Below are 23,128 nucleotides of genomic sequence, written 5' to 3' on the forward strand. Positions count from 1 at the left end.
ATATTTTTCATTATTTTAAGTTTTAACCCTAAAAGGATAAGACAAATATTCAATGATTTAAATGATGAAAAATTTTTAATCATTTTATCATTTCTATCTATTATAATAGGATTGTTAAACATTTTATTTCATAATATTTGGGAATTAAATTGGAAACTTATCATAACTCTAATTGGCTGGGTTTCTTTATTTATTGGATTATTCCTTTTTATTTTTCCAAAAAGAACAATAAGTTGGCTAAAATTTATAAATATAAAATTTGTTCAAATTTTATATACATTACTTTTTTTAATAGGATTATACCTGTTAAATATAGCTTATGCTATCATTATAATTTAATCAAAAAAGAATCCCTCTAGGTTCTTGCTCGAGGTTTCCTTTTAAATTGTCATTTCCTTGAAATAAGGAATTTATATTAACTTAAAACACCATAAAGATGAAAATGAACATTCAATTTGTTAACATGTCTACAAGTGAAACTATGGAGGCTTACACAGTAAAAAAGTTAAATAACTTGATGAAGAAATATGATAAAATTATTAAAGCAAACGTGTTTTTTAAAAAAGAAAATGACTCTAAAGATAAAGGTGTGATTTGCGAAATAGAGTTAAGTGCTCCAGGACCAAGATTGTTTGCTTCTTCTAATGAAAAAAACTACGAACTTGCAGTAAAAAACACACTTAAAGATTTAGAAATACAATTAAAAAAGAGAAAAGGTATTATAAAAACCTACATGTAATTACATATAAATGTAATTTTAAATATTTATCAGATTAAAAAGATTTCTTTTTAGTCTGATAAATATCATAGTTTTATTGTTAGTGGAGTTTTAACTTTAGGTATATTCTTAAATATACTAACAATGAAAAAGATATTAATTCCTATCGATTTCTCTGAAAACGCAATAAACGCTGTTAATTATGCTTTAGCATTATTTAAAAATGAGTTTTGCAAGTTTTATATTTTACATGCATATCAAGAAGATATTTATTTAAGTAACGCTCCAATTTCTAGAGAAACAATTAAAGAAGTTATTAGAACTGTTGGAAAAGATTCTCAATTACAACTTAAAAATGCGCTGAAGCAGATTAAAAAGCTTTCGCCTAATTCTAAACACCTATTTAAAATTATATCTGCCAATAATATTTTGGTAGATGAAGCAGATTTAATTGTAGAAGAAAAAAATATAGATCTCATTATTATGGGTACACGTGGCGCTACAAATAATAAGAAGTTAACATTTGGAAGCCATACACTACAAGTTCTAAAATATGTAAAATGTCCTGTTTTAGTTATTCCAGAAAATTATTCTTTTAAAGAACCAAATCACATTCTTTTTGCTACAGATTATAGCATGCCATATCAACAAAGAGAGCTAGAACTTTTAGGTGAAATAGCTGCTGATAATAATTCGATAATAGATTTACTCTACATTTCAGATAGTAGTAATTTATCGCTAAGACAAGAAAATAACCAGTCTTTTATTAAAGATAACCTAAGAAATACTAAGATTCATTTTAAACTAACAAAAGATAAAAATATTTCAAACGAAATTTATACGTACATAAAAGATTATGAAACAGATATTTTAGTGATGATAAATAGAAGGCATTCTTTTTTAGAAAATATTCTATTTAAAGATAATGTAGATAGAATAAGCTTGTCTGTAAATATTCCTTTTTTGGCGTTACAAAACATGAGACGTAATTAATAAAATATTAAAAATAAATATCATGAAAAATATACTTTTACCTACCGATTTTTCAGATAATTCTTGGAATGCAATTCAATATGCAGTTGAATTATTTAAAGATGAAAAATGTAATTTCTTTTTATTGAATACCTATACTCCAATGATTTATAATTTAGAATATACTTCTAGGTTTGGTTTAATTGAAGCAATGGGAGCAACATCAAAAAAGAGTTTAAATGAGCTTCAAGAGAAAGTTGAAAAAAAATATAAGAACCCAAATCATACATACAATCAAATTTCTACTTTTAATACATTAACACATGAAATAGATGAGCTTTATGATGGTAATGTTATAGATTTTATTGTAATGGGTACCAAAGGAGCAACTGGTTTAAGTGAAATTTTATTTGGGTCTAATACAGTACATGTAATTAAAAATGCAAAATGCCCAGTGTTAGCAATACCTAGTGATTTTGCTTTTGAAACTCCTCGTGAAATTTTATTTCCATCAGATTATGAAATTTCGTTTCATAAAAAACAAATAAAACAAATTGTAGGTATTGCAACTTCTCATAAATCAAGAGTTCATATTTTAAATGCATCTTTTGGTTATGGTTTATCAGAAAATCAAGAAAAAAATAAACAAAAGTTAGAAGAGTTACTTAAAGATGTTACGCATTTATTTCATAGTGTAAGTAATGAAAGTGTTACAGAAGCAATTACTGAATTTCAAACAAAAGAGCGAATTAACCTGTTAGTTATGATTAATAATAAGCACTCTTTTTTCGAGAATTTATTTTTTAAATCAAAAATTAACCAAATAGGCTTTCATTTAAAAACTCCTTTCTTGGTAATTCCATCAAGTAAATAAAAGTATTGAACTGATTAAGGTCATTTTGTTTTTTTTACTTAGTAGTTAAATTTAGATCAAAATATTTAACAAGTCTTATTATGAAACGTAAAATATTATTACCTACAGATTTTTCTAAAAATTCTTGGCATGCAATAAAGTATGCTTTAGAGTTGTATAAAAATGATCATTGTGATTTTTATATTCTAAATGTTTTTACTGCGCCAAAAAACATTATGGAAAGTTTAATGAATTCTGAACCAGGAAGTGAATTATATGAATTAGAAAAAGAAAAATCGGAAAAAGGTTTGGTAAAAATTCTAGATTTATTGAAAGTTCAAGTTTCTGAAAATCAGAAGCATCATTTCAAAACAATTTCAATATTTAATGATCCTTTAGAAGCAATAAAAAATATTGTAGAAAAAGAAGATATTGAAATGATAGTAATGGGTACTAAAGGAATAACAAATTCTAGGAAAGTAGCTTATGGTAGTACAGCTATTTATGTAATGGAAAAAGTTAGAAACTGCCCAGTAATTGTTGTGCCAGAAATAGCAAGACATATTCTTCCTAAAGAAATTGTGTTTCCAACTAGTTATAAAACACATTATAAAAGACGTGAGTTAAACCACTTAATAGAAATTGCTAAAAAATGCGATTCAAATATTGAAATTTTACATGTTTTTGAAGAAGAAAAATTAGACAAAAACCAAGAGCAGCATAAAGAAATGTTAAAAGAGATTTTTGAAGATGTATCTTATTCTTTTCACGAATTAAGTATAAATTCTGTAGAGGCTGCAATAACTATTTTTGTAGAAAGTAGAGATAGTGATATGGTTGCATTCATCAATAAAAAGCATGCTTTTTTTGGTAGTATTTTAACTCAACCATTAGTAAAAGAGTTAGGGTTTAACTCTTTAGTTCCAATACTAGTAATGCACGATTTAAGAAATTAAAAACAGACAAGATGAAAAATATAGGAATTTGGATAGACAAAAATAAAGCACTTATTTTCAAAATTACAGACGAAACAGAAGTGTTTGAAACGATTATATCAAACGTAGAAGATTTTCATATTCATGGAGGATCTGGAACACGTTTTAAAGGAGGTCCACAAGATGTAGTTCAAGACAGTAGGTATTTAGAAAGAGAAAAACATCAATTTAAAGCATTTTTTGATGAAGTAGCTTTAGAAATTAAAATAGCAGATGGCATTTTAATTTTTGGACCAGCAGAAGCAAAAGATAAATTTAAAAAAGAATTAGAAAGCTCTTATAAAGAAATTAATGAAAAGGTTAAAGATGTTCAAGTAGCAGATAGCATGACAGATAATCAAGTAAAAGCATGGGTAAGAGATTTCTTTAAATCTAACTAGTTATTTATAATTTTTTTGGTTTCACTATGAATGATAAGGACATAAATATCATAAAGTATTCTGGCGAAAAGGTAAAATTTTCTATGAGTAAATTATACCGTTCTTTAAAGAGATCTGGTGCAGAAGATAGTGTTGTAAATCAAATTATAGATAAAGTTCGAGATGAATTATATCAAGGTATTTCAACCAAAGAAATTTATAATAGAGCTTTTGCATTACTCAAAAAAAAGAAAAGTTATTTTGCTTCTAAATACAAATTAAAAAAAGCAATTTACGAATTAGGTCCAACAGGGTTTCCTTTTGAAAGATTTGTAGGGGCTATTTTAAAATATTCTGGCTACAATATTGAAATTGGGAAAATATTAAATGGTAAATGTGTTACTCATGAAATAGATGTTATTGCAAATAAAAATCATGAAACAACTATTGTAGAGTGTAAGTTTCATGGAGAACAGGGGTTAAACTGCAATGTAAAAATTCCATTATACATCAACTCTCGTTATTTAGATGTTAAGTCACAGTGGGATGGAAGCAAAAACAATAGCCATCTATTAACAGAAGGTTGGGTGGTAACTAACACAAGGTTTACAGAAGATGCCATAAAATATGGTAACTGCTGTGGTTTGTATTTATTAAGTTGGGATTATCCCAAAGGAAATAGCTTAAAAGAAAGAATAGATCGTTTAGGTTTATACCCAATAACTGTTTCTACATTACTTACAAATAGAGAAAAACAGTTTTTGTTAAACAGAAATGTAGTTTTATGCAGAGAGTTAATAGAAGATGTTTTTTACTTAGATCACTTGGGGGTTTCTAATATTAGAAAAGAAAGAATTCTAAATGAAATAAAGCAATTATGTAATAATAAATATCATTAAAAATGGATCATTTTGCTAAAGTTAAATTTTTAGGAGCTGCAGGAGTTGTTACAGGATCAAAATTTTTAATTGAAACTTCAGAAAAAAACATATTGATAGATTGTGGTATGTTTCAAGGTTTAAAAGAACTAAGAGAGCTTAATTGGAAAGATTTACCTGTAAATGTAAAAGAAATTGACCTTGTACTTTTAACACATGGACATTTAGATCATGTTGGTTATTTACCAAGACTTGTAAAGCAAGGTTTTAAAGGCAAAATTATTGGTACAGCACCAACTTTAGCAATTGCACAAATAATATTAAATGACAGTGCTAAAATTAACGAAGAAGAGGCAGAAAAAGCAAACAAAGAGCAGTATTCTATTCATAAACCTGCGTTACCATTTTACACTATAGAAGAAGCAGAAAATACAATTAATCAGTTTGAAGTAGAAGTAGAAAATAAATGGATTGTTTTATCAGAAAATATTACTTATCGTTTTCAATATAATGCTCACATTATTGGTGCTACGTTTATTGAATTAGATATTAATGGAAAACGATTTGTGTTTTCTGGAGATATTGGTAGAAGTGATGATTATTTATTAGAAGATCCAAAAGCACCTGAATGGGCAGATTTTTTATTTATTGAAAGTACTTATGGTAATAAATTGCATCCAAAAGAAGATGTAGAAGAAAAATTAGCAACCATTATAAAAAAAACGATTCAGGAAAATGGAAATCTAATTATTCCAAGTTTTGCAGTAGAACGTCTGCAAACATTAATGTATATTTTATGGAAATTACATAAGGAAAATAAAATTCCTAATATTCCAATTTTTGTTGATAGTCCAATGGGAAATAGAGTTTTAGAAGTTTTTAAACGATTTCCAAAATGGCATAAATTATCTATTGACGAATATAATGAAATGTGCAATTTTATAAACATTGTACAATCTTACAGAGAAACTTGGGAAACAATTGATGATAAAAGATCTAAAATTATAATTGCAGGAAGTGGAATGGTAACTGGAGGTAGAGTTTTAACTTATTTAAAACAACTTGTAGATGAACCCTCTACAACTGTTTTATTAGTAGGTTATCAAGCAGAAGGAACTAGAGGAAGACAACTATTAGAAGGCGCTCACGAAGTTAAATTTTATGGTAGATATTATCCTGTAAAAGCAACTATAAAAACCATAGAAAGTTTATCTGCACATGCAGATCAGCAAGATTTATTAAACTGGATGAGGCATATTAAAAATATACCAGAAGAAGTTTTCTTAATTCATGGAGAACCAACTGCGTTAGATGCTTTTCGTGTAAAAATAAAAGATACTTATAACTGGAGAGTTACCATACCAAAATTAGAGAGCGAAGTAGAGTTGGTAATTTAATTAATACTTAAAAAATGGAAACAGAAAATACTTATAAAAGTTTTAATGATAATAAGTCTATTGAAGAATTAAAGTACAATATGCTTCAATTTAAAATAAGATTAGAAGAAGAGATATATGAAAATAAATTTTATAAAACTCTCTTAGAAGCATCAATCTATAAATCTAATACACGTAATTTATTTGAAAACATAGAAAAGTTTAAGCAAGAGATTGATACAATAGAAAACGAAGCTTTAGAATTGCTAAAAGAAATTAATTCACATTCAAACTCAATTACACATAAAATTGAATGTGATGATTTGTCTTGCGATAATTTTTTTATAGAAAGTCACAATGCATTGGAAGAAAAAAGTTACAAATTCTTTATAAAATGTAGTGGTTTAAAAATTCAGTTATTCGAATATATAGAAAGTGTATTAATTAGCTAGAATTTTATAACAATCTGATATTTATCATTTTATAAGTATTTTTTAAAATGTAATTTTAGAATAGATTTTTTATCTAAATTAAATAAGGGATTATGACAACAATACAAGGAAATCCAAAATTCTTAAAATGGTTAAGTGCAGAAGTTATGCACAATGATTCTAAAGAATGGCTTTTAGAGTTAGAATTTTTAAAAGATGAGTATCTTTTTTTTATAGATTTAATAAATTGGAATACACTTCAATTAATCGATTTTCAGGCTTATTCTAAAAGTAAAAAAATTATTGAAACCTTAAGTAGTTCTAAAAAAACTAATGAAGAGTTGTATAAATCGATTAGAAATCATGAAAATAACCTTGAAACTTTAGTTGATGAAATTAATAAACCAGAAGAAGAACATATTTATAAAAAAGAGCATGAAGCACTTAAGGTTTTATTTAAAAATCATTTAAAAAAACATCGAGAATTAAAATCAAACTTGTTTAATATTTTAAAAAAAATTAAGAAAACAGAAAAACAAAAAAGGTTAATAGATGTAGAATAAAAACACCATAAAATGAAAAAATTTCTTTTTTTACTATCAGCATTATTATTAATGAATTGCAGCACTACAGAACTTGTAGAAAGATGGAAAAATCCTTCAATAGATTCACTTTCTATCTCTAAAGTTTTAATTGTTGGTATGACTTCAAATATTGAAGCTAGAAAACAATTTGAGGAAAAATTAAAGAAAGAATATGAAGCAAGAGGTGTAGAAGCTGTTATGAGTTTAGAGTTATTTGAGCCAACATTTACAGCAGAAAAAAAATCTAAAGAAGAGTTAAGAAATGTAGAAAAGATTTTAGCAACTAATTATTTTGATGCAATTTTATTTACAAAAATTAAAGGAGTAGAAAATAAAGTAGTTTATACAAAAACATTTAAAGACAAAGAATATTTAGATATTAGGTTTAAAGATGATTATTATTCTCATCAAGAAATTTTTTATAATCCAGAATATTATAAAAAGTTCAATATTTATCATGCAGAAACCTCAATATATTGCATTTGTCCTGTAAAAGAAAGAGAATTAATTTGGAAAGGATCTATAGATATTGTTGATCCAAGTTCTATAGAAGAAACAGTAGAAGATTATGTAAACCTGTTGGTTTTTGCTTTAGAAGAAGAAAATTTACTAAGTAAAGAGATACTAAAAGAAAAATAACTGTAAAACACTCTTAATTCTAGTTATAAAAATTGTTACGATAAAGAAGAATCCGTCCAAAAATGGACGGATTCTTCTGTTTATTTTAATTCTAAAAGTGAGATTAAGTAAATTTTAATATTCAGTTTTTTTTTAACTAAAAAATTCAAATAAAGAAGCAAAAACAATTTTTTGTAACTTACAACATCAATTCTAATTTTTTTTTATGCCAAACTACACACTTTATATTAACGGAAAAGAACGTTCTGTTACAGCAGATGCAGATACACCATTGTTATGGATTTTAAGGGATGAATTAAATTTAGTAGGGACAAAATTTGGTTGTGGAATTGCACAATGTGGTGCTTGTACAGTGCATATAGATGGTGTTGCTATAAGAAGTTGCCAAATGCAAGTTTCTATTTTAGATGATGTGAAAATTACAACGATTGAAGGTCTTTCTGCAGATGGAAAACATCCTGTACAAGAAGCTTGGAAAGAAATTGATGTACCACAATGTGGATATTGTCAATCAGGACAAATAATGACTGCTTCAGCTTTTTTAGAAGAAAATAAAAACCCTTCAGAAGAAGAAATTAGAGAAGCAATGCATGGAAATATTTGTAGATGTGCTTCTTATAACAGAATTGAAAAAGCAGTAAAAGTTGCTGCAGATAAAATGTCTTAATATAAAAAAGTGATTCCTCGAAGTTTTTTCTAAGAGGAAAACCTAAAAATTGTCATTCCCGTGAAAACGGGAACCTAAACTACTTCAAAAAATGAAATTTCAAAACAAAAATAATTTTAGTAGAAGAAATTTTTTAAAGACTTCTGTTTTAGCAGGTGGCGGAATGTTAATTGGTTTTAATCTATTAACAGCATGTAAACCAGATGCAGAAATGCCAGTAGATATAGAAAATTTAAACTTTAACGATTTTAATGCTTTTATTAAAATTTCTGATGAAGGTTATGTTACTATTTTTTCTCCAAATCCAGAAATTGGGCAAGGTGTAAAAACATCTATGCCAATGATTATTGCAGAAGAATTAAATGTAGAATGGAGTAAAGTAAATGTTGTTCAAGGTGTTTTAGATACCAAAAATTATAAAAGACAACTTGCAGGTGGAAGTCAATCTATACGTTTTGGTTGGGATGCTTTGCGTCAAACTGGAGCAACAACAAAACAAATGTTGGTAAATGCTGCAGCTATAAAATGGAACGTAAATGCTAATACTTGTAAAGCTTCTAAAGGAATTATTACAAACTCAAATGGAGATAAATTAGGTTATGGAGAAGTTGTAAAAGAAGCAGCTTTATTAGAAGTTCCAGAAGATGTAAAATTGAAGAAAGTTAGTGAATATACAATTATAGGTCAAGAAATTGTAAATGTAGATATTGATAAAATTATTACAGGAAAACCTCTTTTTGGATTAGATTATAAGGCTGAAGGAATGTTGTATGCTTCTGTTTTAAGACCTCCTTCTTTTGGACAAAAATTAGAAAGTTTTGATGCTACTAAAGCAAAAAAGGTAGCTGGTGTAATAGATGTAATTACAATTGGAGATAAAGTTAGAAACTTTGTAAAAGCAGGTAAAAATAACTGGACTTTCAAATTATCTGAAACAGACAAGGTAGTTGTTATTGCAACAAATACTTGGGCAGCTTTAAAAGGTAAAAAAGCACTTTCTGCAGTTTGGGTAACAGATACTAAATTAGAGTCTACTCAAGATCATGATAAAATTCTGACAAAAGTTTTAGACGGAAAAAAACAAAATATTAGACGAGAAGATGGTGATGTTCATAAAGCTTTTTCAAAGGCAGATAGAGTGATTGAAAAAACGTATCACTCACCTTTTTTACCTCACAATTGTATGGAACCAATGAATTTTTATGCAAATGTAACTGCAGAAAAAGTGCATTTAGTAGGTCCTGTTCAAACACCAGAATATGCAGCTTCAGTTGTTGCAGATATGTTAGGCTACGATATAGATAAGGTTTCTTTAGAGATGACAAGAATGGGTGGTGGTTTTGGTAGAAGACTGTATGGAGATTTCGTTTATGAAGCTGCAGAAATATCGAATGCGATTAAAAAACCGGTAAAAGTTATTTCTTCAAGAGAAGATGATATGACCACAGGTATTTATCGTCCTTCCATAAAATATCGAATAAAAGCATCCATCAAAGATGGAAAAGTAACAGGATATCATTTAAAAGAAGCTGCTGTAGGTGGCAATATGTATGGGTTAATTCCTAATTTTTTTCCAGCAGGTTGTATTCCTAATTACAAAGTTGAAACAGGTAATTATAGAGGTAATATTACAACAGGAGCTTGGAGAGCACCTTATACCAACTTTTTAGCTTTTGCAGAACAAAGTTTTTTTGATGAATTAGCAACAGAATTAAATATAGATACCATTCAATTACGTTTAGATTTATTGCAGAATGTAAAAGGAACATCAGATAAAAGCATACAATATTCTGGACAAAGAATGGAAGACACTATTAAATTAGTAAGAGAAAAAGCAAATTGGGGTAAAACAAAAGATGGAGTTTATCAAGGTTTTTCTGCTTATTACAGTCATAATACACATGTTGCAGAAATTGCAGAAATCGAATTAAAAGACGGTTTTCCTGTGATAAAAAAAGTTGTTGTTGCTGTAGATTGTGGAGTAGTAGTTAACCCAACAGGAGCAAGAAACCAAGTTGAAGGTGGTGTTTTAGATGGAATTGGGCACGCAATGTATGCAGATTTTTCTTTTAAAGACGGAAAACCATCAGACAGAAACTTTGATACTTACAGGTTAATTAGAATGCAAGAAACACCAAAAGTGGAGGTGCATTTTGTAGAAAATGAATTGTCTCCAACAGGTTTAGGAGAACCAGGTTTACCTCCTGCAGGAGGTGCTGTTGCAAATGCAATAAATGCTGCTTTGGGCAAAAGAATGTATAGTCAACCTTTTGTTAAAGAATTGAATGATAGTAGTATTTTAAGTTAGGTTAAAATAATTTTTCACAAAAAAAATCGTCTTAAACAAATTATTGTTCTTGACGATTTAAAATAAATTAGAGTAACTTAAATTGTTAAAGCTATAGGGATTTATTAACGAGCTCTCTCTTTTTATTAGCTTATTTTAGGGAATAACGCTAACATGTTGCTAAATTACAAGGTTTATTAAAGCAAAATTTTATTAATTGCTCAGATACAATTGGGAGTCTATTATTTACAGGTAAGTGTCGATGAATAGTAAAATTTAAAATGGTAATTTTTTTGCTGATTAGAACAGTAGGTAATCTAACTCACTTGTTGTCCGTTTTTAACTTCTTTTGTAGGTTCTACAAAAGCTAATTTTCCATCAGGAGTATCTGTCATTAAAATCATTCCTTGGCTTTCTACACCTCTAATTTTTCTTGGTGCTAAGTTTACCAAAACAGAAACTTGCTGACCAATAATATCTTCTGGTGAAAAGCTTTCTGCAATTCCAGAAACAATAGTTCTTGTGTCGATACCAACATCAACTTTTAGTTTTAAAAGTTTTTTAGTTTTTGCAACTTTCTCTGCTTCTAAAATAGTACCAATTCTAATATCTAGTTTGGTAAAATCATCAAATTCAATCGTTTCTTTTTGTGGTTCTACTACTTTATTTTCTTGCTCGTTGGCAATTTTTGTTGCTGCTAATTTTTCTAATTGAAGCTCAATTGTTTTGTCTTCAATTTTAGAAAACAACAATTCAGCTTTATTTATTTGATGATTAGCAGGAATTAAAACATCTTGTTCAGTTACGTTTTCCCATGATAAATTTTCATCAAGGTTTAAAATACCTTTTAATTTTTTTGATGTAAATGGTAAAAACGGTTCAGAAACAACTGCTAAAGCTGCAGAAATCTGCAAAGCAACATACATAATTGTTTTTACACGTTCTGCATCTACTTTTATCACTTTCCAAGGTTCTTCATCTGCTAAATACTTGTTTCCAAGTCTTGCTAAATTCATTAATTCTTGGCTAGCTTCTCTAAATCTGTATCTTTCAATAGATTTACCAATAATATTCGGAAACTCTTTAACAGCAGCTAAAACATCTTCATCTACTTCTGTAAAATCATTTGGCTCAGGTATAATTCCTGAATAATATTTGTTAGTTAAAACCACAACCCTGTTGATAAAATTACCAAAAATAGCAACCAATTCGTTGTTGTTTTTTGCTTGAAAATCTTTCCAAGTAAAATCGTTGTCTTTACTTTCTGGCGCGTTTGCTGTTAATGTATAACGTAAAACATCTTGTTGATTTGGAAATTCTTCTAAATACTCATGCAACCAAACTGCCCAATTTTTAGAAGTCGATAATTTATTCCCTTCTAAATTTAAGAATTCATTTGCTGGTACATTATCTGGTAAAATATAATCTCCATGTGCTTTTAACATCGCAGGAAAAATAATACAGTGAAAAACAATATTGTCTTTCCCTATAAAATGAACCAATTTAGTATCATCTTTTTTCCAATAATCTTCCCAGTTTTTACCTTCTCTTTCTGCCCATTCTTTGGTTGATGAAATGTAACCAATTGGCGCATCAAACCAAACATATAAAACTTTTCCTTCGGCACCTTTTAAAGGAACAGGAATTCCCCAATCTAAATCTCTAGTTACAGCTCTTGGTCTTAAACCATCTTCTACCCAACTTTTTACTTGTCCGTAAACATTAGGTTTCCAGTCTTTTTTATGACCTTCTAAAATCCACTCGCGTAAAAAAGCTTCGTGTTTGTCTAAAGGTAAAAACCAGTGTTTAGTTTCTTTTATTGTTGGTGTATTTCCTGTAATAGCAGATTTTGGGTTTATTAAATCTGTTGCATTATGGCTTGTTCCACAGTTTTCACATTGATCTCCATAACTTTCTTCAAACCCACATTTTGGGCAAGTTCCTACAACAAATCTATCTGCTAGAAACTGATTTGCCTCTTCATCATATAATTGTGCTGAAACTTCTTCTACAAACTCACCATCATTATACATCTTTGTAAAAAAATCTGAAGCTGTTTTATGATGAATTTCTGATGAAGTTCTCGAATAATTATCAAAGGAAATTCCAAAATCTTTAAAAGATTTTTTAATGATTCCATGATATTTATCGATAATAACTTGCGGAGAAACTCCTTCTTTTTTTGCTCTCATTGGTATGGCAGCACCATGTTCATCAGAACCAGAAATATAAGCAACATCATTACCAGTTAAACGTAAATAACGCGCATAAATATCTGCAGGAACGTAAACGCCTGCTAAATGACCAATATGAATTGGACCATTTGTATAAGGTAAAGCTGCTGTAATTGTATATCTTTTTGGAGCACTCATGAGTTTCTCTTAATTTTATGGTTTGATTTTTGCGTGACAAAAGTACAAAAAAGGGAGTTTTAATAACGATGGAAATTTGATACATTTACATTGAAATTACTTTTAGGCTAAAAGAAAATATAAAAAAGAACCATTTTGAAGAAAATTACTGTATTTATAACGTTTTTATTGATGACCTTTTCATCAATAATTGCACAAGAAAAATCAGATAAATTAATAACACCACCTTATTTACAAAAAGGAGATACAATTGCTATTGTTGCACCTGCAGGAATTCTAAAAAACAGAGAAGCTACCATTGAAAAAGCCAAAAACTTAGCAGAAAGCTGGGGTTTAAAAGTCGTTTTAGGTCAGCATTTATTGAATCAAAATAATCATTTTTCGGGTACAGATAATCAACGTTGTGAAGATTTTCAAGATGCTTTAGATAATAAAAATATAAAAGCAATTTGGTCTGCAAGAGGTGGTTATGGTTCTGTGAGGATTTTAGATAAATTAGATTTTACAAGATTTAAAGAAAACCCAAAATGGATAATTGGTTATTCAGATATTACTGCTTTTCACAATCACATTCATAATTTAGGTATAGAAACTATACATGCAATGATGGCAACAAGTTTAGAAGAAAATCCTGAAGAAATTATTGAAACAATTTCATCATTTAAAAAAGCACTTTTTGGTGAAGAAATGTCATATTCAGTTTCATTATCTGAATATACTAGAGATTCAAATTTTTCACTTTCTACTGCAGGAATTCAAGGGCAACTTATTGGTGGCAATTTGGCAATTTTAACTTCTATGTTAGGTTCAGAAAGTCAGATGAACACAGAGAATAAAATATTATTTATTGAAGAAATAGGCGAATATAAATATTCGATAGACAGAATGTTGCAAAGTTTAAAACGTGCAGGATATTTTACAAAAGTAAAAGCAGTTATTGTTGGTAATATGTCTTCTATAAAAAAGAATTCTACAAAATGGGGAAGTTCTATTGAGCAATTAATTTTAGATGTTGTTCCAGAAAATATTCCTGTTTTATTTGATTTTCCTGCAGGACATGAAGCAGATAATAGAGCATTAATTTTTGGAAGAAATATTGAGTTAGAAATTGATATGGAAAATTGTTTAGTAGATTTTACTAAAGACTAAAAAAATGGCAGATCATAATGAACTTGGTAAAAAAGGAGAGCAATTAGCAATCAATTTTTTAGTTAAAAATGATTATAAAATTCTTGAAAAAAACTATCGTTATTTAAAAGCGGAAGTAGATATTATTGCACAAAAGAAAGATGTTTTAGCTGTTGTTGAAGTAAAAACAAGAAGTACCGATTATTTTGGAAATCCAGAGGAATTTGTAAATCCGAAGAAAATAAAACTTTTACTATTAGCGATAGATTATTACGTTGTTGAGAAAGATTTGGATGTAGAAGTAAGATTTGATATTATTGCCATTATCCATCAAAAGAACCAAACAAAAATAGAGCATTTAGAAGATGCTTTTCTGCATTTTTAATAAGTTTTGTTATTCTATACTTGCTTGTACAGGATTTATTTAAGTAAAGTAGTTTCTCATAATTAACAGCATATTTACTTTTTTTGAACGTCGTAATCAAATATATATAAAGCATAATAGAACAAAAATAAATTCTACTTTGGTTTTATGGTAGTAAAAAGGTTTTGGTTTGGAGTGTTTTTAGGAGTTTTAGGAATTGTACTATTTTCTTCTAAGGCAGTAATGGTAAAACTTGCTTATACATACAAAGTAGATGCAATTACTATGTTGTTGTTAAGAATGTTATTTTCTTTTCCTTTTTATGTTGTTATTGCGTATTTATACAGAAAAGAAAAGCAAGAAATAATAACTACAAAAAAAGATTTTGTTTGGGTGGTGTTTTTTGGTTTGGTAGGTTATTACTTAGCTAGTTTTTTCGATTTTGTTGGTTTAATTTATATAAAAGCTAGTTTAGAACGTATTATTTTATTTGTATATCCAACAGTTGTAATAATTTTAAATAGACTGTTTTTTAAACTGCCAATTACAAAAATTCAATGGTTTGCAATTATTTTGTCTTATTTAGGAATTGTAATTGCTTTTTCTGATGAAGTTGATATTTCTGGAAATAATGTCTATTTGGGAGCCTTTTTTGTGCTTATAAGTGCAATTACTTATGCTTCTTATTTGGTAGGAAGTGGTTGGTTAATTCCTAAGTTTGGAGTTGTAAAATTTACAGCTTATGCAATGTTAGTTTCTTGTATCTGTGTGTTTATACATTTTAGTATTATTGGCAAAACAGATTTGTTTAATTTGCCTTGGCAGGTTTATGGCTTTGGATTGTTAATTGCAGTTTTTGCTACTGTAATTCCGTCTTTTTTAGTAAGTGCTTCTATAAAAATAATTAGCTCATCTAATTTTGCAATTGTTGCTGGTGTTGGACCCATTTCTACAATTGTGCTAGCATCTTTTTTCTTAAATGAAAAATTAACTTTATTACAATTTTTTGGAGCAGCTTTGGTAATTATTGGTATTGTTTCTTCATCTTTAGTGCAGGCAAAGAAAAAATAAATATTACTTTAAAGTCTTTATTAGTGCATTTCTTAAATCTTTAAATTCAGATTTTTTATTACCACTATCAATATAAGATATTTTGCCTTTTTTATCGATAATAAAATACGATGGATAGACTTGCTTTAAGTTGAATTTCTGGCTAACATCCATTGCAGAATAAGCTATCTTAAAGTTAAAAGGATGTACTTTCAATAACTTTTCTATTATGGGTTTCCTATCTAAAGCAGGAGCAATAAAAAGAATATCGTCTCTTTTATCAAATTCTTTTACAAGGTTATTTAATTTAGGAATATCAACCAAACAAGGCATACAAGAAGTAAACCAAAATTTAAAAACAACAACTTTCTCTTTTATATCTTCTTGCGTTAATTTAGTGCCATCTGTAAGCCACAATTTAAAATCTGGAATATTGGTATTAACTTTAAGATTTTGCTGACTTACTAGAGAAAAGTTTATAAAAAAGGCTAAAAGAATAAATACGTTTTTTATCATTATTTCTGTTCAAAAAAACCTTTTACATCTTTCAATTCTTCGGGTTTTGCTATAATTTTTTTATTGGCATCTAGAATAAAATAACTTGGTGTAGAGTGTATGTTATAAGTTCTGGCAGTTTTGTTTTCCCATTTATTAAGACCTAAAACATTGTGCCATCCGTATAAATTCTGTTTATAGTTTTTCCAAGCAAAGGCATCCTTTTCTAAAGAAAAAGCAATTACCTTAACATCAGAGTTTTCTTTTGTATAACTATGTAATTCTGGTATTTCTCTTAAACAATGAGAACAAGTTGTGCTCCAAAAAACTAAAATATAGTTTTCAGCATCTTTTAATTCAGATAATTTGAAATTTTTTGTTCCTTCCTTCCAAGAAAAATCTGGGGCAATTCTGCCAATTTCAGCAGCAAAAAGAGCAAGTTTATCATTTATAAAAGCTTCGTTTATAAACCCATCTGGTAACTCATTATATTTTTTTAATAAAAAATCGATTAACTCTAAATTTTTAGAATTTTCAAATTGTGCTACAAAAAACTCAATAACATCCTTTTTAAAAGGAATATCTTCAATTTTAGCTAATACTTTAGTTATAGACTCTTTATATAATTTTTGTTGTGTAGTTGCATCATCAGAATGATTAATGTAAAAAACATAATCTGTAATTCTATCTACCAAAAAAGAAGAATTTAGAAGGGTTTTATTATTGAAATCCATTCTATCAAAGAAGGTATCAACCATATTAGTCATATATTTTTGTGGAGTTTCTATAATTTCTGAAGGACTATTTCTTAATGAAGCTGTTATAAAAGGTTGTACATACATTCCTTTTGATGCTTCTAAATAATCTTTTTGAATACTATTTATCTTCTTTAATGCCGTTTTGTATTTATTTTTTAAATTTAAATTAGTATTCTGGATAGCAGCAACTTGTATAGAATCTAATTTTTGTTGTGCCATGGCAATAGCATCTATATAGTTTTTATAAATGATATTTTCTTTAGAAGCTGAAAAATTAACAGATTGGTTAGGATATTTGGGATGAAAACTAAAATGTACATCTTCGTTATTAAAGAGAAAATCTATAAAACCTGCGCCTTCTAAGCTATATGTAGCCCTATAAGCTCCTACTTTTGTATTTTTAGGAAGTGTAAAACTAAAACTTCCAATAGGCTGTTTTTTTCCTTGAATAGTAATAGTATCTATTTTAATTTTTGAGTTTTTAACAAACATTTGTCTTGCGCCTTCTATTTTATATAAAATAACCCAATCACTTTCTATTGTTGGAGACATGGTTCCATTAATAGTATATTGTGCTTGTGCAAATGAAGAAATTAAGAATATAAATGCTAGTATTTTTTTCATCTTTGTAAAGTTGGTTTTTTGTTCTTGCTAAACTATTTTCAAGAAGTATACCAAAAATACTATTTCTGTATTAAAAAAAGTATATTGTAACATAAAAAACAAATTAATGAGTTTTAATAATAAAGTTGTTTGGATAACTGGCGCTTCTTCTGGTATAGGAAAAGCCTTAGCTATTGAGTTATCTCATCAAAATGCAACATTAATTTTGTCATCAAGAAAAAAAGCAGATTTAGAATTGGTGAAAAATGAATGTAAAAATTCATCTCAAATAAAAATAATCACTTTAGATTTAGAAGATTATACTAATTTACAACCAAAGGTAGATGAAGCTATTGCTTGTTTTGGTAAAGTTGATGTTTTAGTAAATAATGGTGGAATTAGCCAGCGATCTTTAGTAAAAGACACGCAAATTTCTGTAGATAAACGCATAATGGATATTAATTATTTAGGAACTGTAGCTTTATCTAAAGCAATATTGCCTCATTTTATTAACAGCAAAAGTGGGCAATTTGTTGTAACAACAAGTATTGTGGGTAAAATAGGTACACCTTTACGTTCTTCTTACGCAGCAAGTAAACATGCTTTACATGGTTTTTTTGATAGCTTAAGAGCAGAGAATCATAAAAACAATATTGCAGTAACTTTAGTTTGTCCTGGTTTTGTAAATACCAACGTTTCATTAAATGCATTAACTGGTGATGGATCTTCACAAGGTAAAATGGATGTTGCTACAGAAAATGGTATTCAGCCAGATCGTTTTGCAAAATTAATGGCAAAAGCAATTAAAAATAAAAAAGAAGAAGTTTATATTTCTGGAGTAAAAGAAAAGTTAGCTGTTTTTGTAAAACGTTTTTACCCAAAATTATTATCTATAATGATAAGAAAGTTGAGCGTAACCTAATATTTTAATATTTCAAAATAGTTAATAATAGCTTCTTTCATTAATACAGTTTGTTCTCCTGGTTTTAAGTTGGGTAACTCAGTAAGTATTTTGTAGTGTGGCCAGCTATCATTATCAAAAAAGTCAAATTCATAATAACCATAAGGTTCTAGCAATTTACAAATTGCTATATGCATTAAGTTTACTTTTTCGTCTTTCTTAAATTCTCTATGACTTTGTCCAAGTTCTTGCACACCAATTAAATAGATAATTCCATCCATATTTAATTCATCTCCTTCTGCAAATTGATTGGTTAATTTGCTAACTAACAAATCCCATTTTTCTTTTAGGGTGATTATTTTTGGCATATTACTTGATTTTAAAAATGTAAAGATACAACTGACATTTTTAAATTGTGAAAAAAAATATGTAGGTTTGATAAAATTAATTTCATGAATATATTTGATATTATTATAGCTGCTTTATTACTATTTGGGTTTGTTAGAGGGTTGATAAAAGGGTTGTTTGTAGAAGTTGCTTCTTTAGTTGCTTTAATCGGTGGAGTATATGGAGCTATTCATTTTTCGTATTTTGTTTCCAATTTTCTAAAAGAATATGTATCTTGGAAACCAGAATACATCTCTTTAGCATCTTTTGCAATTACTTTTGTAATAATTATAGTTGTAATTGCACTTCTGGGAAAAGCATTAACAAAAATTGCAGATTTTGCTTCTCTAGGAATTATAAATAAGATATTAGGTGGTATATTTGGAGCTTTAAAAATAGGATTAATATTAAGTGTGGTTTTTATTTTCTTCGGAAAAATGAATGACACAATACCTTTCATAGAAAAGGAAACATTAGAAAAATCTATTTTATATAGCCCCGTTAAAAAAATTGCCCCTACAATTTTCCCCTCCATAATAAAAGAAGAGAAACGGGAAAAACCCCTTTTAGAAAATATTTAAAATTTAGTTGCAATTTTGTAAATTGCCACCATTAAAAACATCTATAATGAGAAAAATGTACAGACTTTTAATGTTATTTAGCTTAATGCTGCTAATGTCTTTTACTTCGAAAGACTGTTCTATTTTGAAGAACAATAGCTTTACTTATAGAAACGCTGGAAAGGATGTTTTAGTTGTTTTTGAGGAAGCTAAACACGCTGAGTACCATAATAATAAAGAGTTTTATATTAAATCTGATATAGAATGGGTGAACGATTGTGAGTATTATTTAATAATAAAAGAAACAACATTACCTAATTTCCCTTTTAAAATGGGCACAAAAATGCATATTGTAGTGAATAAGGTTAAAGGTAAAAAAATATATTATACATCTTCTCTAGGAGGAAAATCTTGGGAAGGAAGACTTACTAAAATAAAAAGGTAAATTTAGATTATAAACAAAAAACCCAAGACATTGTCTTGGGTTTTTTGTTTATAAAGCTTTATTGTTATAATAACTCTACTTTTCCGCTACTAATGTGGTAAACTCCACCAACAATTTTAATTTCACCATTTTCTTCCATTTCTTTAAGAATAGGGCTTTTTTCTCTAATTCTATTAATTGTTAAACTAACATTGTTTTCAATTGTTTTATTAACAAACTCATTATTAGAAGAGTTGTGTTTTCCTTTTATTTGACTTTCAGATAATTTCACTGCGGGTTGTATGTTATTTAGTAGCGAAGTAATGTTTCCAAGTTCTACATGATCACAAGCAGCTTTAATTGCTCCACAACTTTCATGTCCTAAAACTAAAACTAGTTTACTTCCTGCAACTTTACAAGAATATTCCATACTTCCTAAAATATCTGTATTTTCAAAGTTACCAGCAACTCTAGCAACAAAAACGTCTCCAATAGTTTGATCAAAAATTAATTCTACAGGAACCCTAGAGTCTATACAAGATAGTACAATTGCTTTTGGATGTTGACTATCTGTTGTTTGAGATATTAATGCTTTATGATCTATTGTGTGTACTTCGTCTCTTATAAATCGTGCATTACCTTCAATAAAATCTTGTAACACTTTCATTGGTGTTAATTGATCTTGTGCTTCTTTTGTTATTGCTTTATTTCTATGTGGCATAATATTTTTATTTTAAATTGTGTCTTTTACGTTTTGTTTTACCCAGTTAGTACATTCATCAAAAGATTTGAAAATGTGTTCAGTTGGAATAAAATCTGGAATGATATCAATTCTTTCCATCATATATCTTGGTTGTTTAAGTAAATTAACAAACAACACTTCAATGTTTTTTTTCTTTAAATCTTGCAACATATCTTCCATTGCATATAGTCCAGATTGATCCATATATTGCATTCTTCCCAAACGCATAATTACTGTTTTAGCTGTTACTGGTATTTGAAGAGAGAGTGCTTGAAAATCACTAGTAGAACCAAAGAATAAAGGGCCTTTAATATGTTTAATAAACACTTCTTCTTTTAGGTTTACTGGGAAACCTTTTTCATCTGACCAAGCTTCTTCTTTTAAAGACTTAACATCCGATCTTTCCGCGGTTAAATCACCAATTTTTTTCATAAACATTAAAGAGGCAATTACCATTCCTATACCAACAGCATATACTAAGTTCCAGAAGGTTGATAGCAATAAAACTATCACCATAATTAACACTTCAGAACTTAATTTTAATGGTCCTAGTTTTAAGTCTTTTGGTAAATAAGGAATTGCTTTTAATCCTTTATAATCCATTACACCAATACCAACTGTAATTAAAATACCCGCTAAAACTGCAGCAGGAATTTTAGAAGCTACAGGTCCTAAACCAAGCATGATTATCAATAACATTATTCCTGCAATCATTCCAGAAAGCTTTGTTTTTCCTCCGGCGTTTATATTTACAACAGTTCTAATTGTTGCACCTGCACCAGGAATTCCTCCAAATAATGCTGCTATACTATTTCCAATTCCTTGTCCTACCAATTCTTTATTTGGTTTGTGTTTGGTTTTGGTCATGTTATCTGCAACAACACTTGTTAAAAGAGAATCAATAGCTCCTAAAAGCGCTAGTGTTAAAGCAGAAAATATATAAGGAGTAATATTACCTAAAGAAAATCCAGTAAAAATCTCCCATTTAATAGATGGTATGACCCCAGGAATTTCTTGGATAGTTCTATAGTCTATATTAAAAGCAACTGCAATTCCAGACACTACAATTAATGCAACTAATGTACTTGGAACTTTGGTTGTAATTTTTTTAAATCCGTAAATTATAACAATAGTTCCAAGGGCTAATAACAGCTCTATCCAATTAATGTTTTGTAATGCTCTAGGAAATGCTTTTATTGCACCTAGTGCACCAGAAGCTTCTTTTGCCGCCAGCGTTTGTGCTTCTTTATTTATGGTGTCTGGGGTAATGAGTTCTGCTCTTGAAATAGTTTCTTTAAAGTTTTCTAAAACTAAAATTCCTTGTCCTGCTTCTTCTTTTAATATATTTTCTAGAATTACTTCTTCTGCTTGCGCTTTAAATTGAGTTACAAATTCTACATCTTCTTTTGGGTAATAGCCTAAAGAAGGTAAAACTTGAGTTAATAATATAATAACACCAATTGCAGTCATAAAACCAGATACAACTGGGTAAGGAATATATCTAATATATTTTCCAAGTCCTAGAATTCCAAGTCCAATTTGAAATAAACCAGCTAACAAGAATACAATTAGAATGGCAGGTAGTGCTTTTGTAACATCTCCATCATTTGCAGCAATTATACCAGCAATTACAACCATACTTACAGCAGTCATTGGTGCTGTTGGACCAGAAATTTGTGTACTTGTTCCCCCAAAAAGAGCAGCAAAAAAACTAATAAAAATTGCTCCATAAAGTCCAGCAGCAGGACCTAAACCAGAAGAAACTCCAAAAGCTAAGGCTAGTGGTAAAGCAACAATACCAGCTGTAATTCCACCAAAAGCATCGCCTTTTATGTTTGAGAATAAATTTTTCATAACTTTTTAAAAGTTTTTATTGATAAATCTACAATTTAACACTAATTATTTAAAAAGCCAACCCTTTTACAGATTGGCTTTTTGAAAATCATTTAAAGATAAGTTAATAAAAAGTTACAGAACCATCATTAATATTGTACATGGCTCCAACTATTTTTATTTCTCCTGCATCTTCCATTTCTTTTAAAACTGGACTTTGATTACGAATATTATCAATTGTCATAAGAACATTCTTATCTGAAACTTTGTTTACAAAATCAATATTACTAGAATTTCTTAAACTAGCATCTGTTGGTTCTGTAACTGCTTCTACAGCAGGTTTTATTTTACTGATTAAAGCAGTTAAATTACCAAGTTTAGCATCATCACAAGCACCTTTTATAGCACCACAAGCTGTATGGCCTAAAACTACAATTACTTTTGTACCAGCTAATTTACATGCAAACTCCATGCTTCCTAAAATATCTTCATTCACAAAATTTCCAGCAATTCTTACACTAAAAATATCTCCTAAACCTTGGTCAAAAACTAGCTCTGCAGAAACTCTAGAATCTATACAGCTTAAAATAGTTGCAAATGGAAATTGTCCATCACTTGTATCGTTAACTTGTTCTAAAAGATTTCTATTTGCTTTTAAATTATTTTGAAACCTTACGTTTCCTTCTTGTAAAAAATCTAACGCTTTTTGAGGCGTCATTGTAGCTTGTGTTTCTTTAGTATGTGCTTTCATA

At 28.5% G+C, this 23,128-nt stretch carries 25 protein-coding genes; 18 read left to right on the forward strand and 7 right to left on the reverse strand.

Going from position 1 to position 23,128, the window contains the following annotated elements:
* Positions 1-436: 436 nt before the first annotated feature.
* The 12 genes from PHEL85_RS11345 to PHEL85_RS11400 all read left to right on the forward strand — a co-directional run bounded on the left by PHEL85_RS11345 (position 437) and on the right by PHEL85_RS11400 (position 10,780).
* On the forward strand, positions 437-739 hold the full coding sequence (locus PHEL85_RS11345) for an HPF/RaiA family ribosome-associated protein (protein WP_036825095.1): 303 nt from the start codon (positions 437-439) through the stop codon (positions 737-739).
* A gap of 123 nt (positions 740-862) precedes the next feature.
* Entirely contained in the window at positions 863-1,711 is an 849-nt protein-coding gene (locus PHEL85_RS11350) for a universal stress protein (protein WP_036825097.1), read from the forward strand.
* Between the two features lie 22 nt (positions 1,712-1,733).
* Positions 1,734-2,564, forward strand: a complete 831-nt coding sequence (locus PHEL85_RS11355) for a universal stress protein (RefSeq protein ID WP_036825098.1) — start codon at positions 1,734-1,736, stop codon at positions 2,562-2,564.
* 80 nt (positions 2,565-2,644) lie between these two features.
* The gene (locus tag PHEL85_RS11360; protein ID WP_036825099.1) at positions 2,645-3,499 is read left to right on the forward strand and encodes a universal stress protein; all 855 of its coding nucleotides are present in this window, start codon (positions 2,645-2,647) and stop codon (positions 3,497-3,499) included.
* Between the two features lie 11 nt (positions 3,500-3,510).
* On the forward strand, positions 3,511-3,918 hold the full coding sequence (locus tag PHEL85_RS11365; RefSeq protein WP_036825101.1) for a hypothetical protein: 408 nt from the start codon (positions 3,511-3,513) through the stop codon (positions 3,916-3,918).
* 26 nt (positions 3,919-3,944) lie between these two features.
* Complete coding sequence (locus PHEL85_RS11370; protein ID WP_036825103.1) at positions 3,945-4,796, forward strand: ATP cone domain-containing protein; 852 nt, start codon at positions 3,945-3,947, stop codon at positions 4,794-4,796.
* Between the two features lie 2 nt (positions 4,797-4,798).
* Positions 4,799-6,172: an MBL fold metallo-hydrolase RNA specificity domain-containing protein gene (locus PHEL85_RS11375; protein WP_036825105.1), complete on the forward strand. Its 1,374-nt coding sequence runs from the start codon at positions 4,799-4,801 to the stop codon at positions 6,170-6,172.
* 14 nt (positions 6,173-6,186) lie between these two features.
* Positions 6,187-6,603, forward strand: a complete 417-nt coding sequence (locus PHEL85_RS11380; protein ID WP_036825106.1) for a hypothetical protein — start codon at positions 6,187-6,189, stop codon at positions 6,601-6,603.
* Positions 6,604-6,695: 92 nt separating this feature from the next.
* Positions 6,696-7,145, forward strand: coding sequence for a hypothetical protein (locus PHEL85_RS11385; protein WP_036825107.1), 450 nt, complete (start codon positions 6,696-6,698; stop codon positions 7,143-7,145).
* Positions 7,146-7,157: 12 nt separating this feature from the next.
* Positions 7,158-7,805 (forward strand): hypothetical protein, encoded by a 648-nt coding sequence (locus PHEL85_RS11390; protein WP_036825109.1) that lies wholly within the window; start codon positions 7,158-7,160, stop codon positions 7,803-7,805.
* A 205-nt stretch (positions 7,806-8,010) separates the two neighbouring features.
* Positions 8,011-8,472 (forward strand): (2Fe-2S)-binding protein, encoded by a 462-nt coding sequence (locus tag PHEL85_RS11395; RefSeq protein WP_036825112.1) that lies wholly within the window; start codon positions 8,011-8,013, stop codon positions 8,470-8,472.
* A 91-nt stretch (positions 8,473-8,563) separates the two neighbouring features.
* Entirely contained in the window at positions 8,564-10,780 is a 2,217-nt protein-coding gene (locus tag PHEL85_RS11400; RefSeq protein ID WP_036825114.1) for a xanthine dehydrogenase family protein molybdopterin-binding subunit, read from the forward strand.
* A gap of 296 nt (positions 10,781-11,076) precedes the next feature.
* Here PHEL85_RS11400 and metG read toward each other — a convergent pair whose 3' ends face one another.
* Positions 11,077-13,131, reverse strand: a complete 2,055-nt coding sequence (metG, locus tag PHEL85_RS11405) for a methionine--tRNA ligase (RefSeq protein ID WP_036825115.1) — start codon at positions 13,129-13,131, stop codon at positions 11,077-11,079.
* A gap of 135 nt (positions 13,132-13,266) precedes the next feature.
* Between metG and PHEL85_RS11410 the strand changes: the two genes are divergently transcribed.
* The 3 genes from PHEL85_RS11410 (at position 13,267) to PHEL85_RS11420 (ending at position 15,694) form a co-directional block, all read left to right on the forward strand.
* Positions 13,267-14,280: an LD-carboxypeptidase gene (locus PHEL85_RS11410; RefSeq protein ID WP_410477247.1), complete on the forward strand. Its 1,014-nt coding sequence runs from the start codon at positions 13,267-13,269 to the stop codon at positions 14,278-14,280.
* A 4-nt stretch (positions 14,281-14,284) separates the two neighbouring features.
* Complete coding sequence (locus PHEL85_RS11415) at positions 14,285-14,644, forward strand: YraN family protein (protein ID WP_036825118.1); 360 nt, start codon at positions 14,285-14,287, stop codon at positions 14,642-14,644.
* A 147-nt stretch (positions 14,645-14,791) separates the two neighbouring features.
* The gene (locus tag PHEL85_RS11420; protein ID WP_036825119.1) at positions 14,792-15,694 is read left to right on the forward strand and encodes a DMT family transporter; all 903 of its coding nucleotides are present in this window, start codon (positions 14,792-14,794) and stop codon (positions 15,692-15,694) included.
* Positions 15,695-15,697: 3 nt separating this feature from the next.
* Here PHEL85_RS11420 and PHEL85_RS11425 read toward each other — a convergent pair whose 3' ends face one another.
* Positions 15,698-16,189, reverse strand: coding sequence for a TlpA family protein disulfide reductase (locus PHEL85_RS11425; RefSeq protein ID WP_036825120.1), 492 nt, complete (start codon positions 16,187-16,189; stop codon positions 15,698-15,700).
* Positions 16,189-17,550: a TlpA family protein disulfide reductase gene (locus PHEL85_RS11430; protein WP_036825122.1), complete on the reverse strand. Its 1,362-nt coding sequence runs from the start codon at positions 17,548-17,550 to the stop codon at positions 16,189-16,191. The genes PHEL85_RS11425 and PHEL85_RS11430 overlap by 1 nt, the downstream gene beginning before the upstream one ends.
* A gap of 106 nt (positions 17,551-17,656) precedes the next feature.
* On the opposite strand from PHEL85_RS11430, the gene PHEL85_RS11435 reads away from it, so the two are divergent.
* Positions 17,657-18,451 (forward strand): SDR family oxidoreductase, encoded by a 795-nt coding sequence (locus PHEL85_RS11435; RefSeq protein WP_036825124.1) that lies wholly within the window; start codon positions 17,657-17,659, stop codon positions 18,449-18,451.
* Here the strand turns inward: PHEL85_RS11435 and PHEL85_RS11440 are convergent.
* Positions 18,448-18,798, reverse strand: coding sequence for a hypothetical protein (locus PHEL85_RS11440; RefSeq protein ID WP_036825126.1), 351 nt, complete (start codon positions 18,796-18,798; stop codon positions 18,448-18,450). The two genes, PHEL85_RS11435 and PHEL85_RS11440, sit on opposite strands and share 4 nt — an antisense overlap.
* 84 nt (positions 18,799-18,882) lie before the next feature.
* On the opposite strand from PHEL85_RS11440, the gene PHEL85_RS11445 reads away from it, so the two are divergent.
* Both PHEL85_RS11445 and PHEL85_RS11450 read left to right on the forward strand, forming a co-directional pair.
* Positions 18,883-19,398, forward strand: a complete 516-nt coding sequence (locus PHEL85_RS11445; RefSeq protein ID WP_036825127.1) for a CvpA family protein — start codon at positions 18,883-18,885, stop codon at positions 19,396-19,398.
* 46 nt (positions 19,399-19,444) lie between these two features.
* Positions 19,445-19,822, forward strand: coding sequence for a hypothetical protein (locus PHEL85_RS11450; protein ID WP_052108550.1), 378 nt, complete (start codon positions 19,445-19,447; stop codon positions 19,820-19,822).
* A 64-nt stretch (positions 19,823-19,886) separates the two neighbouring features.
* Here PHEL85_RS11450 and PHEL85_RS11455 read toward each other — a convergent pair whose 3' ends face one another.
* From PHEL85_RS11455 to PHEL85_RS11465, 3 genes are all read right to left on the reverse strand, one after another.
* A complete protein-coding gene (locus tag PHEL85_RS11455; protein WP_036825128.1) occupies positions 19,887-20,522 on the reverse strand; it encodes a carbonic anhydrase family protein in 636 nt (211 codons plus the stop codon).
* A 12-nt stretch (positions 20,523-20,534) separates the two neighbouring features.
* Positions 20,535-22,397, reverse strand: coding sequence for a SulP family inorganic anion transporter (locus PHEL85_RS11460; RefSeq protein ID WP_036825130.1), 1,863 nt, complete (start codon positions 22,395-22,397; stop codon positions 20,535-20,537).
* Between the two features lie 103 nt (positions 22,398-22,500).
* A complete protein-coding gene (locus tag PHEL85_RS11465) occupies positions 22,501-23,127 on the reverse strand; it encodes a carbonic anhydrase family protein (protein WP_036825132.1) in 627 nt (208 codons plus the stop codon).
* Position 23,128: the final 1 nt, after the last annotated feature.

The organism is Polaribacter sp. Hel1_85, from assembly GCF_000766795.1.
In the GTDB taxonomy this organism is placed as follows: Bacteria; Bacteroidota; Bacteroidia; order Flavobacteriales; family Flavobacteriaceae; genus Polaribacter.

Coding starts and splice junctions, on each gene's coding strand:
- PHEL85_RS11415 (WP_036825118.1), top strand. CDS start 14,285: ATGGCAGATCATAATGAACTTGGTAAAAAAGGAGAGCAATTAGCAATC.
- PHEL85_RS11380 (WP_036825106.1), top strand. CDS start 6,187: ATGGAAACAGAAAATACTTATAAAAGTTTTAATGATAATAAGTCTATT.
- PHEL85_RS11435 (WP_036825124.1), top strand. CDS start 17,657: ATGAGTTTTAATAATAAAGTTGTTTGGATAACTGGCGCTTCTTCTGGT.
- PHEL85_RS11390 (WP_036825109.1), top strand. CDS start 7,158: ATGAAAAAATTTCTTTTTTTACTATCAGCATTATTATTAATGAATTGC.
- PHEL85_RS11455 (WP_036825128.1), bottom strand. CDS start 20,522: ATGCCACATAGAAATAAAGCAATAACAAAAGAAGCACAAGATCAATTA.
- PHEL85_RS11375 (WP_036825105.1), top strand. CDS start 4,799: ATGGATCATTTTGCTAAAGTTAAATTTTTAGGAGCTGCAGGAGTTGTT.
- PHEL85_RS11400 (WP_036825114.1), top strand. CDS start 8,564: ATGAAATTTCAAAACAAAAATAATTTTAGTAGAAGAAATTTTTTAAAG.
- PHEL85_RS11465 (WP_036825132.1), bottom strand. CDS start 23,127: ATGAAAGCACATACTAAAGAAACACAAGCTACAATGACGCCTCAAAAA.
- PHEL85_RS11445 (WP_036825127.1), top strand. CDS start 18,883: ATGAATATATTTGATATTATTATAGCTGCTTTATTACTATTTGGGTTT.
- PHEL85_RS11420 (WP_036825119.1), top strand. CDS start 14,792: ATGGTAGTAAAAAGGTTTTGGTTTGGAGTGTTTTTAGGAGTTTTAGGA.
- metG (WP_036825115.1), bottom strand. CDS start 13,131: ATGAGTGCTCCAAAAAGATATACAATTACAGCAGCTTTACCTTATACA.
- PHEL85_RS11385 (WP_036825107.1), top strand. CDS start 6,696: ATGACAACAATACAAGGAAATCCAAAATTCTTAAAATGGTTAAGTGCA.
- PHEL85_RS11365 (WP_036825101.1), top strand. CDS start 3,511: ATGAAAAATATAGGAATTTGGATAGACAAAAATAAAGCACTTATTTTC.
- PHEL85_RS11440 (WP_036825126.1), bottom strand. CDS start 18,798: ATGCCAAAAATAATCACCCTAAAAGAAAAATGGGATTTGTTAGTTAGC.
- PHEL85_RS11360 (WP_036825099.1), top strand. CDS start 2,645: ATGAAACGTAAAATATTATTACCTACAGATTTTTCTAAAAATTCTTGG.
- PHEL85_RS11450 (WP_052108550.1), top strand. CDS start 19,445: ATGAGAAAAATGTACAGACTTTTAATGTTATTTAGCTTAATGCTGCTA.
- PHEL85_RS11460 (WP_036825130.1), bottom strand. CDS start 22,397: ATGAAAAATTTATTCTCAAACATAAAAGGCGATGCTTTTGGTGGAATT.
- PHEL85_RS11395 (WP_036825112.1), top strand. CDS start 8,011: ATGCCAAACTACACACTTTATATTAACGGAAAAGAACGTTCTGTTACA.
- PHEL85_RS11350 (WP_036825097.1), top strand. CDS start 863: ATGAAAAAGATATTAATTCCTATCGATTTCTCTGAAAACGCAATAAAC.
- PHEL85_RS11370 (WP_036825103.1), top strand. CDS start 3,945: ATGAATGATAAGGACATAAATATCATAAAGTATTCTGGCGAAAAGGTA.
- PHEL85_RS11425 (WP_036825120.1), bottom strand. CDS start 16,189: ATGATAAAAAACGTATTTATTCTTTTAGCCTTTTTTATAAACTTTTCT.
- PHEL85_RS11355 (WP_036825098.1), top strand. CDS start 1,734: ATGAAAAATATACTTTTACCTACCGATTTTTCAGATAATTCTTGGAAT.
- PHEL85_RS11430 (WP_036825122.1), bottom strand. CDS start 17,550: ATGAAAAAAATACTAGCATTTATATTCTTAATTTCTTCATTTGCACAA.
- PHEL85_RS11345 (WP_036825095.1), top strand. CDS start 437: ATGAAAATGAACATTCAATTTGTTAACATGTCTACAAGTGAAACTATG.